The sequence below is a fragment of the Polaribacter sp. genome, from assembly GCF_036480315.1.
In the GTDB taxonomy this organism is placed as follows: Bacteria; Bacteroidota; Bacteroidia; order Flavobacteriales; family Flavobacteriaceae; genus Polaribacter.
In genome coordinates, this window is sequence record NZ_JAZGGG010000023.1 from 24,957 (window position 1) to 40,293 (window position 15,337).

The window sequence follows — 15,337 nt, forward strand, 5'->3', positions numbered from 1 at the left end:
TATAGTATAGAAAAAATAATGAAAAAGAAGTTAGAAAAAAAAATTAGGTGTGTCATTTTTGATATGGATGGTGTAATTATAGATTCTGAAGAAATCCACAAAAAAGCATATTATGAAACCTTTAATTCGTTAGGAGTTAATGTTTCTGATGAATTGTATAAATCTTTTACAGGTTCCTCTACTATAAATGCTTTTCAGCGATTAGTTGCTCATTTTAAGTTAGATAATAATCCTGAAGAATTGGTTTTAGTTAAACGTAAACGATATGTAAATTTCTTTGAAAACGACCCAAAATTACATTTGGTTTTAGGTGTTGAAGAAATTATTAAACACTTTCACAGCAGAGGAATTACACTAATTTTAGCTTCTTCTTCTGCCATGATAAATATTGATAGAGTTTTTAATAGATTCCATTTAAATGAATATTTTACTGCAAAAATTAGTGGTGCAGATTTAACTGAATCGAAACCCCATCCAGAAATTTTCAACAAAGCTGCAATTTTAGGAAATACACCAAAGGAAAACTGTGTTATCATAGAAGATTCAGACAATGGAATAAAAGCTGCTAACGATGCAGGTATTTTTGTCTTTGGATATAAAAACCCACTTTCTGAAGGACAAACTTTAGAAAACGCAGATTTTATTATCAATAATTTTAAGCGATTGAAAAAACTTATTTAAAAAAACAGGTATTTTCACTCTTTATTTTCTCTTTAAAGAAAACGAACTTCGTTAATTATCAATTTAAGTCATTTAAACAACGTCATTTCCTTGTAAAAGTTGAGTAAAATGAAAAAAAGTAATTGACTTAACAAATAATTATTGAAATGACAATTCTACAAATCAAAAATAAAATAAAACAGTTTCAAGTTGTTAAATGTGATATGTATCATGAAAAAATTAAATTGAATAATAAAACTAGCCAACCGATTTTAAATACAACTTCTAACGACTTTAGTTATGAACGTATGAGCCTTTGTGCAAAAAATAAACGGTCAGAAAGGTTAGGTTGTGCACATTCTAGTTCCAATAATAGTTTTATTAACTTAATAGAAGAACTTAAAATAGAAAATCAAGAAATAGATTCTTTAAAAAAAAGAATAAGTGACTCAATACTTCAAGTTTATTCTCTTGATCACATAAAGGGAGAATTAGAAAAGGAATTAGTTATCAGTTTAAGTCAAAACAGTCTAAAGAACAAATCTATTATAATTCAAGAAAAATTGACAGACTCAATACTGACACATCGAAAAATAATGGAGGAATTAAAATTACTTAAAGACAGGCTAATTCTTCGATTGGAAAAATTATAATATATTTATTTAAAATAAAGTATAAAAAAAATCCAGCTATCGCTGGATTTTTTTTTATGTTATAAAGGTGCTAACTTCTTATTGATTTCCTAAAATAATTGGCAATCCTGATTTACCAGAACCAATTACAATTACCTTACTGTTTGGCGATTCAGCTAATTTAAGGGTTGCTTCAATTCCTTTCTCTTGTAAGATTTTATCATTTAAAGATGCACTTAAAATACGATTAGATTCAGCCTTACCTTTAGCGTCTATAATTACTTTTTCTGCTTCTTTTTGTGCTGTTACTAATCTAAATTCATATTCTAAAGATTCTTGTTCTTGCTTTAATTTTCTTTCAATAGCTTGCTTAATAGTTGGTGGTAGTTTTACATCTTCTACCAAAACTCTTTTTACTGTTAAAAACTGGCCATCTAGTAATTTAGTAACTTCATCTAAAATTTCCTGCTCAATAACATCTCTTTTACTAGAATACAATTGTTCTGGTGTATAACGCCCAACTACACTTCTTGCTGCTGCATTAATTGCTGGATCTAATAATTCGCGTTCGTAATCTTCTCCTTTTGTTTTAATTAAACTTCCTAAATTAACAAATTCTGGTTCGTACCAAATTGTTCCGTTTACTTTAACTTCTAAACCATTTACAGAAAGTACATTCATTTCATCAGAAATAGATTGCTGACGCACTTTTCTAACAATCATCTTGTTCCAAGGCATCATAATATGAAATCCTTCGCCGTATGTTTTTTCAGTATCTATACCATCTCCTAAAGACTTAAAAATTACGCCTCCTTCTCCAGGTCCTATTGTTACTGTTGCTTTAGAGAATAAAATAATTGCTGCTACTGCTAATATGATAAAAAATAATCCTCCTTTTGGAAAATTAAATTCTGGTTGTTTTGTTGCCATTTTTTATTTTTTATGTGAACCTCAAATTTACAATTTAACTTCTTTACACGCAATCTATATATGTACAATCTTCATTAGATGTTTCTAACAATTATAATAATGCTATAAAAATTTCTCTACTTCATGCATATTCTCAATCCCTGAATGATATTTAGTAACCTTATTATACAAGAACGTTAAACTGTTTTTTAAAAATTAGTCTTTTAATCTATCTTTAACATATTCAACCTTTGTTTTTCCATGGCTTTTAGGGTTGCCATTTTCATCTAAAGAAACCATCACAATTTTATCTATTTCAATAATAGTTTTGTGTGTTAACTTGTTTCTAACAGTACATTTTAAAGTTATTGAAGAATTACCAAAAGCTAGAACTTCCATACCAATTTCTATAATATCGCCTTGTTTTGCAGAGCTTACAAAATCAATTTCAGACATGTATTTTGTAACAGTTCTAGATATTTCTAATTGAATAATTGCGTAAATACCTAATTCTTCATCAATCCATTGTAATAATCTGCCACCAAATAAAGTTCCATTTGGATTTAAATCTTCTGGTTTTACCCATTTTCTAGTGTGAAATTTCATAATTCTTATTTTTTATCTCCATTGCAAAGTTCTTGCTATTTATAAGAAAAATCAAGTAATAGTAATTGCAAAATCAAATTTTACCATAGTATTTTCTGATAAACCATTCTGTAGTGAATAAACCAATTACAAAGAATAAAATCCATTTCCAGTCGATTAAATTTAGTTTTATAACAATCTCTTTTTGAGTAGTATAAAAAAATTTTTTTTCTAATAATTCTTTTGTTAGAGATAAAAGTTGATCTTTATAAAATAGCTTTCCTTCTGTTTTATTTGCTAGTATTTCTAATTTTTTATCATTAGAATTTGTAAACTGTTCTTCAATTTGATAATCAGTAATCTTAAATCGTCCGTATTTATTAATGTTCTGTCCACTAGCAGCTACTTTATACGAGTAATTTCCTGAAGGCAAATCTTCTATTTCTGCCTGATAAGAATTGTTCATCAAAGAAAAAGGAAGCTTGGTAACTTTTTTAGTGTCCATATTAGTAACTGTAATCTCTAATGTTGCTCTTGTATCGAACTTATAGTTTTTATCGGTATAAAAAGCAGCAATATTAATGGTTGAGTTTGCAGGATATAGAGTTTTGGCAGTTATTTCTAAACGGTTTCTCTTTTTGTTTGATGCCAAATATTGAATTAAATTCCCCATAAACTCATCAAATTCTTGAAATGAATTGGAATTTAAAAAACTTGCAGCTCTCCATTTCCAAATTCCCTCTCCAAATAAAATTGCTAATTTCTGACTATTCTGCTCAAAAGTTGCTAATAATGGTTGTTGAGTTTGTAAACCGTTTATATTTTGAAACAATAAAACTTGATGTTCTTTTGATAAAATGATTTCTCCGAATTTATCTTTTAATGGCGGAAACTGATTAAAACCAATATCTTTTTGTAAAAAAGTTAGAAAGTTATCATTATAAACTGCACCATAATTTTCTGTTTGATTGATGGCTTTTTTAGTAACACCTAGTTGTTGTTTATTGATGAAGTTCCAATCTGTATTTGCGCCAGAAACTATAAAATAGTTACTGTTTTTTTGTTTTAATTCGCTTATTATTTCATTAAATTGATTGTTCGGATTATACAATACAACCAGTTGAAAATCATTTAATTCATCCTTAAATTTATTGATTAAAAAGACATCTACAAAACGTTGTTTATTACTCTCAATAGATTTTTTTAATGCACCAATATCTGGGTGTAAAACTGATGTTAAAATCAATACTTTTGTTTGTTCATCAATTACTTCTATAGAGAAATTTTTGATATTATTTTTGATATTTTTCTCTCCTTCTATTTTTCTGATTGAAGCTGTATAAAAATGCAATCCTTCTTTGGTTGATGTTAAATTTGCAGTAATTGTCATCGATTTTTCACTTGAAGAAAACAGTACTTTCTGTGTAAAAACAGTTTTTCCTTTGCTAAATATTGAAAATTGAGTGTTTACAGTTTCATTACCATCATAATTCAACAATACTTCAACAGGAAACTTATTTTTAATATAACTGTACTTATTTACGTTTAACTGATCTATTTTTAAATCTTTGTATTTTAATGTATCACCAAAAACTACAGGATATACTTTTTGATTAGAATTTATAAATTCATAATCGTTTCCAATTGTTTGATTTCCATCTGTTAATAAAATAATCGGAGCAATTTTACCTTTATGCAATTCATTTACTGATGAAATTGCATCAGAAATATTGGTTTCATTTTTTTTAAATGATAGTGAATCTAAAATTTGCAATGAACTACCAAATGTAAATTCTTTTACATCAAACTTATCATTTAACGCTTTGTTATTCTTAATATTAGAAACTAATTCCTTTACATTGTTATCTTCCTTAAAAAAAGGAATTGATTTAGAATTATCAACTAAAACGGCCAAAACAGGTTTATTATTCTGTAGTTCGGTTTTCTTAATTGTTGGGTTTATCAATAGTAAAATCAATAAAAAAAGGCTCAATGTTTTTAAAACAAAGAGTAAAATATTAACTTTAGATTTATTTTTCGTCTTATAGAAATATTGAAAAAACGCTACTGAAAAACTCAATAACAAGGCAAGAATGATGTATAAAATAGTAGTAGTTTGCAATAGTTTTTATTTATTGTGAAAGATATAAAGAACTATCTAAAAAAAGAAAACCTGTAACGTTTAATTGTTACAGGTTTTATATTTTTTGAAAAATAAATTTTAAGTCAACATTCCTCCATCAACAGATAACGTTTGTCCAGTAATATAAGCAGCCATATCAGAAGCTAAAAACACACAAGCATTTGCAATATCTATTGGCTGTCCTCCTCTTTTTAAAGGAATTCCATCTCGCCAACCTTGCACAGTTGCCTCATCTAATTTTGCTGTCATTTCTGTTTCTATAAAACCTGGTGCAACTACGTTACTTCTAACATTTCTTGAACCTAATTCTAAAGCCACAGATTTAGAGAAACCAACAATACCAGCTTTAGAAGCTGCGTAGTTAGATTGACCTGCATTTCCTTTTAAACCAACAACAGAACTCATGTTTATAATAGAACCATTTCTTTGTTTCATCATTGGTCTAATTACTGCTTTTGTTAAATTAAAAACCGATTTTAAGTTAACTTCAATAACTTTATCAAAATCATCTTCAGAAATTCGCATTAATAAATTGTCTTTTGTTATACCTGCGTTATTTACTAAAATATCAATAGCACCAAATTCTTTTAAAACATCTTTAGCTAATTCTTGTGCAGCATCAAAATTTGCAGCATTTGATTGATACCCTTTAGCATTAATCCCTAAAGCTTTTAACTCATCTTCTAATGCATTTGCAGCATCTACAGAAGAACTATACGTAAAAGCAACGTTTGCACCTTGTTTTGCAAATTCAATTGCAATACTGCGTCCAATTCCTCTTGTTGCTCCTGTAATTATTGCTGATTTATTTTCTAATAATTTCATATTGTAGTATTTAGTTGATATTCAAATATAAAAAAGAAATTCCCGAAATATTGAAATTGATTCAATATAAACGGGAATTTATATATGTTTAATAATTAAAAAATTATTTTTTTCCTAAAACTTTCGCTACCATTTCTCCAATTTTGGCTGGTGAACTCACAACGTGAACTCCATTTTCTGCTAAAATTTTCATTTTTGCTTGCGCTGTATCATCAGCTCCACCTACAATTGCTCCTGCATGTCCCATTGTTCTTCCTGCTGGTGCAGTTTGTCCTGCGATAAAACCAACAACTGGCTTTCTGTTACCATCTGCTTTAATCCATTGTGCAGCTTCAGCTTCAAGGTTTCCACCAATTTCACCAATCATTACAATTGCTTCAGTTTCATCATCATTCATTAATAACTCAACCGCTTCTTTTGTTGTAGTTCCAATAATTGGATCTCCACCAATACCAATTGCAGTAGTAATTCCGAAACCTTGTTTTACAACTTGGTCTGCAGCTTCATAAGTTAAAGTTCCTGATTTAGAAACGATACCAACTCTACCTTTTTTGAAGATAAAACCTGGCATAATACCAACTTTAGCCTCATCTGGAGTAATAACTCCTGGGCAGTTAGGACCAACTAATCTACATTCTTTAGTATCAATATATGCTTTTACTTTTACCATATCAGCAGTAGGAATTCCTTCTGTGATACAAATAATTACTTTAATTCCTGCATCAGCAGATTCCATAATTGCATCTGCAGCAAATGCTGGTGGTACAAATATAATTGAAGTGTCTGCTCCTACTTTTTCTACAGATTCTGCAACTGTATTAAAAACTGGTTTTCCTAAATGTTCTTGACCTCCTTTTCCTGGAGTTACACCACCAACAACATTGGTTCCATAATCGATCATTTGACCAGCATGAAAAGTTCCTTCACTACCAGTAAAACCTTGAACAATAATTTTTGAATTTTTATTTACTAAAACACTCATTAGTTTCTAATTTTAATTTGTTATGCAAAAATAGTTTATTGATTGTTTTTAAAAAAGGAAATTAGGGATTCTTTCTGTCTTTTAAAAAACGTTTTATTTCTGCCATTTCTTTTAATTTTTCTCTTGATTCTGAAATTGGTGTTCCAAAATAACTTTTCCCTCCTGCAACAGATTTAGTAACACCTGTTTGTCCTAAAATTATAGCTCCTTTACCAATTGTTATTCCGCTATTTGTACCAACTTGTCCCCAAATTGTTACTTCATCTTCAATAATTACACAACCAGCAATACCTGTTTGTGATGCTATTAAACATTTTTTTCCAATAACTGTATCATGGCCAACATGAACTTGATTATCAATTTTTGTTCCTTCTTTAATCGTTGTATCTCCAGTTACTCCTTTATCAATTGTACAAGAAGCACCTAAATCTACATTGTCTTCTAATACTACTCTTCCGCCAGAAATTAATTTATCAAAACCTGTTGCCCTGTTTTTATAATAAAAAGCGTCTGCTCCTAAAACAGTATTTGCATGTATGGTAACATTATTTCCTATTACTGAATTATCATAAATAGTAACATTAGGGTGAATTACACTGTTTTTACCTATTGAAACATTATTTCCTATAAAAACATTGGGTTGAATAATTGTTCCTTCACCAATAATTGCGCTTTCAGAAATACTTACTTTAGATGCAATAAATGGATTAAATTGTTTTGTGATTTTGTTAAAATCCCTAAAAGGGTCATCAGAAATTAATAATGATTTTCCTTCTGGGCAATCTACTTTTTTATTGATTAAAACAGTTGTTGCTGCTGATTTTAATGCTTTATCATAATACTTAGGATGATCTACAAAAACAATATCTCCTTTTTCAACAACATGAATTTCGTTAATTCCTAAAACCTGAAAGTTTTTAGGGCCAACATATTCAACATCTAAAAGAGTTGCTATTTGAAGTAAAGTTTGTGGTTTTTTAAATTTCATTAAAGCTTACTTTTTACTTCCGTAAATAATGACTCTTGCAAAAAGTGAATGTAAAAATGGAATTTTTGAAAAGAAAACATCTAAATTATGTCCAAATTTATTAATCCAGTTATCGTAGTTTTTATCACCATAAATCTTCAAAGAAATAAAGCCAAAAACTACTGTAAAAAAGTCAAAGAAATAATGATCGAACGTAAATTTCTCTCTAATAATTTTAAAATCTTTAGAGACTAAAGCATGTTCATCTGGTGTTCTTTCTTGCGGGTTCAATTTTCTATAAATCTTATACAAAGGGTTCATATTCAATGGTTCTAAGAAAACAACTTTACCTCCAGGTTTTAAAACTCTGTATATGTGACCAATTGACTTTTCTACATCTAAATGATGTAAAATTGCACCACCAAAAACAATATCGAAAGATTCGTCTTCGAAAGTTAAATCGTTGGCATCCATTAGAAAATGTTTTACAGGAAAAGATTGTTCAGATGCATGTTTTTTACCACTTTCTAGCTCAACTTCAGAAATATTTATACAAGAAAGACTTTTAGGTTTAGTATTTTTATTAAACCAAACGGCCCAAGTATAAGAACCAATTTCTAAAACATCTTGGCCATTAAAATCTTCTAAAAGCTTATCTAAAATTTTCTTTTCTCTTTTGTAAGAATAGAAAAACGCATGTCTTCTTAATTTCTTAATCTTTGTTCTGTCAAGTTTACCTTCATTCCAGTAATCTTTTTCTGTTTGATTAATTTCTTCTCTAGTTTTAGACATTAGAAATTATTCTTTAATTCGTTCTTGGTAAGTTCCTTTTGTAGTTTCTACTTTTATTTTATCGCCTTCATTAATGAATAATGGTACATTAACTGTTGCTCCAGTTTCTACAGTTGCTGGTTTAGTTGCATTTGTTGCTGTATTCCCTTTTACACCAGGTTCTGCATGAGTAACTTCTAAAACCACACTTGCTGGTAAATCTACAGAAAGTGGCATATCATCTTCAGAGTTAATAATGATTGTTACAATTTCTCCTTCTTTCATTAATCCAGGATTGTCTAAAGCAGCTTCTAACAAACGAATTTGAGAATAATCTGCTTCATTCATAAAATGATAAAACTCTCCATCATGATATAAAAATTGAAACTTATGGGTTTCTACACGAACATCTTCTATTTTCCTACCTGCTGGAAAAGTATTATCTATTACTTTTCCGTTAGTAACACTTTTTAGCTTTGTTCTTACAAAAGCAGGTCCTTTTCCTGGTTTTACGTGTAAAAACTCAATAATTTTATAAATATCATTGTTATATTTAATACACAATCCGTTTCTAATATCTGATGTTGTTGCCATTTTTGGTGTTTATTATTATTGTTGTTGTTTACTATTAAAGCTCAAAAAATTAATTTGTATTAAAATAACCTTTCATAATTCCTCTATGAGAATCTTTTATAAATTGAATAATCTCATCTCTTTCTGGAGTTGCTTCCATTTCTGCTTCAATAATATCAATTGCTTGCGTATAATTGTAGTTTTTTTGAAATAAAATTCTATATATATTCTGAATTTCTCTAATTTTTTCTGTTGAATAACCACGTCTTCTTAATCCTACAGAATTAATACCAACATAAGACAAAGGCTCACGAGCAGCTTTTACATAAGGAGGAACATCTTTTCTAACCAAAGAACCACCAGTTACAAAAGCGTGTTTACCTACAGAAGCAAATTGATGGATTGCAACCATACCAGCCAAAACTACATTATCGCCAATGGTAACATGACCTGCAAGTGTGGTATTGTTTGAAAAAATACAGTCATTTCCAACAAAGGAATCGTGTGCAATATGGCAATATGCCATTATTAAACAATTGTTACCAATTTTAGTTTTCATTCTATCTGAAGTTCCTCTATTTATGGTAACACATTCTCGTATGGTAACATTATCGCCAATTTCTACAGTAGTTTCTTCATCATCAAACTTTAAATCTTGAGGGATTGCCGAAATTACCGCTCCTGGAAAAATTCTACAGTTTTTACCAATTCTTGCACCTTCCATAATAGTAACATTAGAACCAATCCATGTTCCAGAACCTATTGTTACATTGTTATGAATTGTAGTAAAAGGTTCTATTACAACGTTTCTTGCTATTTTTGCTTGCGGATGTACATACGCTAATGGTTGATTCATAATTTATTTTTTTCTAGCAATTTGAGCCATTAATTCTGCTTCTGCAACTATTTTTCCGTTTGCGTAAGCGTATGCTTGCATGTGACAAATTCCTCTTCTTATTGGAGTAATAAGTTCACATTTAAAGATTAAAGTATCTCCAGGTAAAACCTTTTGTTTGAACTTAACTTTGTCCATTTTCATAAAGAAAGTTAAATAATTCTCTGGATCTGGTACAGTGCTTAAAACTAAAATTCCACCACATTGTGCCATGGCTTCAACTTGTAAAACACCTGGCATAACTGGTGCTCCTGGAAAATGACCTACAAAGAAATTTTCATTCATTGTAACATTTTTCATACCAACCACATGTTTATCAGAAAGTTCTAATATTCTATCAACTAATAAAAAAGGTGGTCTGTGCGGAAGAATATCCATTATTTGATGAATATCTAATAAAGGTGGTAAGTTCAAATCGAAAGAAGGAATGTTATTTCTTTTTTCTGCTTTGATTATTTTGGCTAATTTCTTTGCAAAACTAGTATTTACACCATGGCCAGGTTTATTAGCAATAATCTTACCTCTTATTCTTGTACCAACTAAAGCTAAATCTCCAATAACATCTAATAATTTATGTCTTGCTGCTTCATTTGCCCAACGTAATTCAAGATTGTCTAAAATTCCATTCGATTTTACATTAATATTATCTTTATTAAAAGCTTTCTTTAATTTTTCCATTGTGCTTGTAGACAGTTCTTTATCAACATACACAATAGCATTATTTAAATCTCCACCTTTAATTAAATCGTTTTCCAATAGCATTTCAATTTCGTGTAAAAAACTGAAAGTTCTTGCATCTGCAATTTCTTCTTTAAAATCAGACACTTTTTCTAAAGTAGCATTTTGGGTTCCTAAAATTTTAGTTCCAAAATCTACCATTGTTGTAACTTGATAATGATCTGAAGGCATTAAAATAATTTCACTTCCAGTAGCATCATCCTTGTAAGAAATAATTTCTTTTACAACATATTCTTCTATATCTGCATCTTGTTCTTCTATTCCTGCTTTTTCTAAAGCTTCAATAAAATATTTAGAAGAGCCATCCATAATTGGTGGTTCAGAAGCATCTATTTCTATTAATAAGTTATCAATATCTAAACCAACAGCTGCTGCTAAAACATGTTCCGAAGTTTGAATCTGAACTCCATTTTTTTCAAGATTTGTTCCTCTTTGAGTATTTACAACATATTCTGCTTTTGCTTCAATAGTAGGTATACCTTCTAAATCTATTCTGCTAAAAGCAAAACCATGATTTACTGGTGCTGGTTTTAAAGTCATTGTAACAGTATTACCTGTATGTAAGCCAACGCCAGATAAACTAACTTCTTTTTGTATTGTTTTTTGTTTTTTACCCATTATACTTCTTTTTGAGTATTGAACTCTTTTTCTAAATTATTTATTTTAGATATTATTTTTGGAAAATTTTTAAAGTGAACATAACTTTTATAATAATCTGAATAATTCATTGCTGGTGTACCTTGTACTGTTTCTTCAGCTTTCAAACTTTTAGTTATTCCAGATTGTCCTTGAATTTTTACATTATTACCAATTATTAAATGTCCAGCAAACCCAACTTGACCACCAATAACACAGTTCTCACCAATTTTAGTAGAACCTGCAATTCCTGTTTGAGCAGCAATAACAGTATTTTTTCCTATTTCTACATTATGACCAATCTGTATTTGATTATCTAATTTTACGCCTTTTCTAATAATTGTAGATCCTAAAGTAGCTCTATCTATTGTAGTTGCAGAACCTATATCTACATTATCTTCTATAATAACATTCCCAATTTGCGGAATGGCTTTATATTCTCCTTTTTCATCTGGTACAAAACCAAATCCATCAGCACCAATTATAGCACCAGAATGAATTTTACAGTTCTTCCCAATTTGAGTATCAGAATATATTTTAACACCTGCAAAAATGGTAGAATTATTATCTATTATAGAATTATCACCAATATAACTATTCGGATAAATCTTAACATTGTTTCCTATTTTAACGTTTTCACCAATATATGCAAACGCGCCTATATATTCATCTGAGCCAATTTCAGCCGATTTTGCAATAAAATATGGTTGTTCTCTACCTGTTTTATTATTTTTCACTTCATTATAAAACTCTAGTAATTTAGAAAAAGATTTATAAGCATTGTCTACTTTTATTAAGGTAGTTTTTACTTCTTTTTCTAAAACAAAATCTTTGTTAACAATTGCTACAGAAGCATTTGTAGTATATAAAAAAGAATTATATTTAGGATTTGACAAAAAAGTTAAAGAACCTTCTTCTCCTTCTTCAATCTTAGACAGTTTAGATACTTCTTCATCAGGATTACCAACTACATCGCCTTCTAAAATATCTGCTATTTGTTGTGCTTTAAATTTCATCAATCGCAAAAATATAAAAATAATACCGTTTTGGCTAATCTCATACTATTTAGGATAACAAATAAAGTGTTTTATTACTGGTTTTGTTAAAGCTTCTATATTTAATTGATCAGATGCTTTTGCAATATCATTCAACTTCCCTTGTTTATTCAAAATAAAAATAGGTGCTTTTAAATTATATGCTTGATGACTTATTTCTTGATGAAAAACAAAATAACTAGCTTCATTTTCAGAAATAGCCAACTTATCAATTACTTTTTCTCTTTTTTTGTTAATATAATCTATACTGAATTCATCTTGCTGAATTTCTATTCGTAACAATTTTCGATCAACAATCATTTTTGCTAACAAAGATAAAACTTTATCATCGTGATTTGTCCATTCTTTTATCGCTGACAAAATATCATAATCATCTAATTTAGAAAACATTTCTAAAGTTTCATCAGTAAAATTTTCTTTAGATATATGATTGTACAAAAAATAATTCAAAGCAGAACTAGAAAATAACACTACTCCTTCTTCTGCTAATTCTTTCGCTCGTTTTAAAACATTTACTAAAATATTTTCTGCAGCTAAACCCGTTTTATGTAAATATACTTGCCAATACATTAACCTTCTGGCAATCAAAAATTTTTCTACAGAATAAATTCCTTTTTGTTCAATTACTAATTCATCATCTATAACATTTATCATGGCAATTAACCTGTCTGATGAAATATTCCCTTCCGTTACACCTGTATAAAAACTATCTCTTTTTAAATAATCTAATCTATCAATATCTAATTGGCTAGAAATTAATTGATACAAGAACTTTCGTTGATTTTTCCCTTCAAAAATTTCGATTGCTAAACTTAACTTTCCACTAAATTCGTTATTTAATTTCTTCATAAATTTTAAAGAAATTTCTTCATGACTAATTTCACTTACAATGCTGTGTTCTAACGCATGTGAAAATGCACCATGACCAATATCATGCAACAAAATTGCAATACACAAGGCGTTTTCTTCATCATCTGAAATTTCTACGTCTTTAAAACGTAAAACTCGTACAGCTTTTTGCATTAAATGCATACAGCCAATTGCATGATGAAACCGTGTGTGGTTTGCTCCTGGATATACTAAATTAGAAAACCCCATTTGCGTAATTCTTCTTAAACGCTGAAAATAAGGGTGTTCTATAATATCGAAAATTAAAGAATTTGGTATTTGAATAAATCCATAAATAGGATCATTTAAAATTTTGAGCTTATTGGCTTTTTTCTTCAAAAGTTGTCTGAATTATCAATCTATTGCAAAATACAATTTAATGCAACAATTTTACAACTTATAGAGTTTTCATTTCTATAAATTCTTTATGAATATTTAAATGATACTTTTTTGGCAATATTTTATCATTTTAATAACGCATAAAAAGTAACAATACCCTAATTTTAACGTTAAGAAATAAAACAAAATAAATATGAGCATACAAATTCTGTGGGTAGACGATGAAATTGAATTATTAAAACCACATATTTTATTTTTAGAGCGTAAAGATTATAAAGTTACAACCTGTACAAATGGTGCAGATGCAATAAATTTAGTAGACGAAACAAATTTTGATATTGTTTTTCTGGATGAAAATATGCCTGGTTTAACAGGTTTAGAAACACTTTCTGAAATAAAACAAAAACACGCCAATTTACCTGTGGTTATGATCACCAAAAGTGAAGAGGAGTATATTATGGAGGAAGCAATTGGTTCTAAAATTGCAGATTATTTAATTAAACCAGTAAATCCAAGTCAGATTTTATTAAGTTTAAAGAAAAATTTAGACCATTCTCGATTAATTACAGAGAAAACAACTTCTAGTTATCAGCAAGAGTTTAGAAAAATATCTATGGATTTGGCTATGGTAAATTCTTATGAAGAATGGATTGAACTTTACAAAAAACTAGTTCATTGGGAATTAGAATTAGAAAACATTAGTGATCCTGGAATGTTAGGTATTCTTGAAAGTCAGAAACAAGAAGCAAATTCGCAGTTTTTTAAATTTATCAAGAAAAATTATGAAGATTTTTTAACTGCACATGATAAACCTACATTTTCGCATACTTTGTTTAAAGATTATGTAGTTCCTGAATTAAAAAAAAGAGAAAAAGTTTTATGGGTTGTAATTGATAATTTACGTTACGATCAATACAGAATTTTAGAACCTTTAATTAACAATCATTATAAAAAAGATGAAGAGCATGCTTATTTTTCCATCTTACCAACAGCTACGCAATACGCAAGAAATGCTATTTTCTCTGGATTAATGCCTTCCGTAATGGAAAAAAGGCATCCACAATATTGGAAAAATGATATCGATGAAGGTGGAATGAATTTATACGAAAATGAGTTTTTAACCGCTCAAATAAAACGTTTAAGTTTAGATATTAAGCATGAATATTATAAAATTACCAATCTAAAAAACGGAAAAGAATTAGCAGACAATTACAACGGAACAAAACAAAATGACTTAACCGCTGTAGTGTATAATTTTGTAGATATGTTATCGCATTCCAAAACAGAAATGGAAGTTATAAAGGAATTAGCTGGCGATGATAAAGCTTACAGAAGTTTAACTTTAAGCTGGTTTAAAAACTCACCATTGTTTGAAATTATTCAAAAGGCGCAGGCATTAGGTCAGAAATTAATTATTACCACAGATCACGGAACCATTAATTGTAAACATCCAACCAAAGTAATTGGTGATAAAAACATTAGTGCAAACCTACGTTACAAAACAGGTAGAAGTCTTTCTTACGAAGAGAAAGATGTATATGCAGTTAGAAACCCAAAAGACATTTTCTTACCAACAATAGCAATGAATAGTCCGTTTATTTTTGCAAAAGAAGATTTGTTTTTTGCGTATCCAAATAATTTTAATCACTTTGTAAAATACTATAAAAACACGTATCAACATGGTGGCGTTTCTTTAGAAGAAGTAATTATTCCTTGTGCTATTTATAGCCCGAAGTAAA

General features: G+C 29.0%; 15 protein-coding genes. 3 read left to right on the top strand and 12 right to left on the bottom strand.

Annotated elements, in window-relative coordinates; genetic code table 11:
* Nucleotides 1-18: 18 nt before the first annotated feature.
* Both V3V28_RS04815 and V3V28_RS04820 read left to right on the top strand, forming a co-directional pair.
* Nucleotides 19-681: an HAD family hydrolase gene (locus V3V28_RS04815; protein ID WP_331363897.1), complete on the top strand. Its 663-nt coding sequence runs from the start codon at nt 19-21 to the stop codon at nt 679-681.
* 146 nt (nt 682-827) lie between these two features.
* Nucleotides 828-1,313: a hypothetical protein gene (locus V3V28_RS04820; RefSeq protein ID WP_331363898.1), complete on the top strand. Its 486-nt coding sequence runs from the start codon at nt 828-830 to the stop codon at nt 1,311-1,313.
* A gap of 78 nt (nt 1,314-1,391) precedes the next feature.
* On the opposite strand, the gene V3V28_RS04825 is transcribed toward V3V28_RS04820, so the two are convergent.
* The 12 genes from V3V28_RS04825 to V3V28_RS04880 form a co-directional block, all read right to left on the bottom strand.
* On the bottom strand, nt 1,392-2,222 hold the full coding sequence (locus V3V28_RS04825) for a prohibitin family protein (protein WP_331363899.1): 831 nt from the start codon (nt 2,220-2,222) through the stop codon (nt 1,392-1,394).
* 195 nt (nt 2,223-2,417) lie between these two features.
* Entirely contained in the window at nt 2,418-2,807 is a 390-nt protein-coding gene (locus V3V28_RS04830) for an acyl-CoA thioesterase (protein ID WP_331363900.1), read from the bottom strand.
* Between the two features lie 73 nt (nt 2,808-2,880).
* A complete protein-coding gene (locus V3V28_RS04835) occupies nt 2,881-4,764 on the bottom strand; it encodes a VWA domain-containing protein (protein ID WP_331363901.1) in 1,884 nt (627 codons plus the stop codon).
* A gap of 243 nt (nt 4,765-5,007) precedes the next feature.
* Nucleotides 5,008-5,754, bottom strand: coding sequence for a 3-oxoacyl-[acyl-carrier-protein] reductase (fabG, locus tag V3V28_RS04840; protein WP_331363902.1), 747 nt, complete (start codon nt 5,752-5,754; stop codon nt 5,008-5,010).
* Between the two features lie 103 nt (nt 5,755-5,857).
* Nucleotides 5,858-6,736 (bottom strand): succinate--CoA ligase subunit alpha, encoded by an 879-nt coding sequence (sucD, locus tag V3V28_RS04845; RefSeq protein WP_331363903.1) that lies wholly within the window; start codon nt 6,734-6,736, stop codon nt 5,858-5,860.
* A gap of 61 nt (nt 6,737-6,797) precedes the next feature.
* Nucleotides 6,798-7,724, bottom strand: coding sequence for a UDP-3-O-(3-hydroxymyristoyl)glucosamine N-acyltransferase (locus V3V28_RS04850; RefSeq protein ID WP_331363904.1), 927 nt, complete (start codon nt 7,722-7,724; stop codon nt 6,798-6,800).
* 6 nt (nt 7,725-7,730) lie between these two features.
* A complete protein-coding gene (locus V3V28_RS04855) occupies nt 7,731-8,495 on the bottom strand; it encodes a class I SAM-dependent methyltransferase (protein WP_331363905.1) in 765 nt (254 codons plus the stop codon).
* A gap of 6 nt (nt 8,496-8,501) precedes the next feature.
* Complete coding sequence (gene efp / locus V3V28_RS04860; RefSeq protein ID WP_331363906.1) at nt 8,502-9,068, bottom strand: elongation factor P; 567 nt, start codon at nt 9,066-9,068, stop codon at nt 8,502-8,504.
* 49 nt (nt 9,069-9,117) lie between these two features.
* Nucleotides 9,118-9,903, bottom strand: coding sequence for an acyl-ACP--UDP-N-acetylglucosamine O-acyltransferase (gene lpxA / locus V3V28_RS04865; protein ID WP_331363907.1), 786 nt, complete (start codon nt 9,901-9,903; stop codon nt 9,118-9,120).
* A 3-nt stretch (nt 9,904-9,906) separates the two neighbouring features.
* Nucleotides 9,907-11,298, bottom strand: a complete 1,392-nt coding sequence (locus V3V28_RS04870) for a bifunctional UDP-3-O-[3-hydroxymyristoyl] N-acetylglucosamine deacetylase/3-hydroxyacyl-ACP dehydratase (protein ID WP_331363908.1) — start codon at nt 11,296-11,298, stop codon at nt 9,907-9,909.
* Nucleotides 11,298-12,332, bottom strand: a complete 1,035-nt coding sequence (lpxD, locus tag V3V28_RS04875) for a UDP-3-O-(3-hydroxymyristoyl)glucosamine N-acyltransferase (RefSeq protein ID WP_331363909.1) — start codon at nt 12,330-12,332, stop codon at nt 11,298-11,300. Before lpxD ends, V3V28_RS04870 begins: the two co-directional genes overlap by 1 nt.
* 45 nt (nt 12,333-12,377) lie before the next feature.
* Nucleotides 12,378-13,598, bottom strand: coding sequence for an HD domain-containing protein (locus V3V28_RS04880; protein WP_331363910.1), 1,221 nt, complete (start codon nt 13,596-13,598; stop codon nt 12,378-12,380).
* Nucleotides 13,599-13,791: 193 nt separating this feature from the next.
* On the opposite strand from V3V28_RS04880, the gene V3V28_RS04885 reads away from it, so the two are divergent.
* Nucleotides 13,792-15,336, top strand: a complete 1,545-nt coding sequence (locus V3V28_RS04885; protein ID WP_331363911.1) for a T9SS response regulator signal transducer PorX — start codon at nt 13,792-13,794, stop codon at nt 15,334-15,336.
* Nucleotide 15,337: the final 1 nt, after the last annotated feature.

Coding starts and splice junctions, on each gene's coding strand:
- V3V28_RS04815 (WP_331363897.1), top strand. CDS start 19: ATGAAAAAGAAGTTAGAAAAAAAAATTAGGTGTGTCATTTTTGATATG.
- V3V28_RS04820 (WP_331363898.1), top strand. CDS start 828: ATGACAATTCTACAAATCAAAAATAAAATAAAACAGTTTCAAGTTGTT.
- V3V28_RS04825 (WP_331363899.1), bottom strand. CDS start 2,222: ATGGCAACAAAACAACCAGAATTTAATTTTCCAAAAGGAGGATTATTT.
- V3V28_RS04830 (WP_331363900.1), bottom strand. CDS start 2,807: ATGAAATTTCACACTAGAAAATGGGTAAAACCAGAAGATTTAAATCCA.
- fabG (WP_331363902.1), bottom strand. CDS start 5,754: ATGAAATTATTAGAAAATAAATCAGCAATAATTACAGGAGCAACAAGA.
- sucD (WP_331363903.1), bottom strand. CDS start 6,736: ATGAGTGTTTTAGTAAATAAAAATTCAAAAATTATTGTTCAAGGTTTT.
- V3V28_RS04850 (WP_331363904.1), bottom strand. CDS start 7,724: ATGAAATTTAAAAAACCACAAACTTTACTTCAAATAGCAACTCTTTTA.
- V3V28_RS04855 (WP_331363905.1), bottom strand. CDS start 8,495: ATGTCTAAAACTAGAGAAGAAATTAATCAAACAGAAAAAGATTACTGG.
- efp (WP_331363906.1), bottom strand. CDS start 9,068: ATGGCAACAACATCAGATATTAGAAACGGATTGTGTATTAAATATAAC.
- lpxA (WP_331363907.1), bottom strand. CDS start 9,903: ATGAATCAACCATTAGCGTATGTACATCCGCAAGCAAAAATAGCAAGA.
- V3V28_RS04870 (WP_331363908.1), bottom strand. CDS start 11,298: ATGGGTAAAAAACAAAAAACAATACAAAAAGAAGTTAGTTTATCTGGC.
- lpxD (WP_331363909.1), bottom strand. CDS start 12,332: ATGAAATTTAAAGCACAACAAATAGCAGATATTTTAGAAGGCGATGTA.
- V3V28_RS04885 (WP_331363911.1), top strand. CDS start 13,792: ATGAGCATACAAATTCTGTGGGTAGACGATGAAATTGAATTATTAAAA.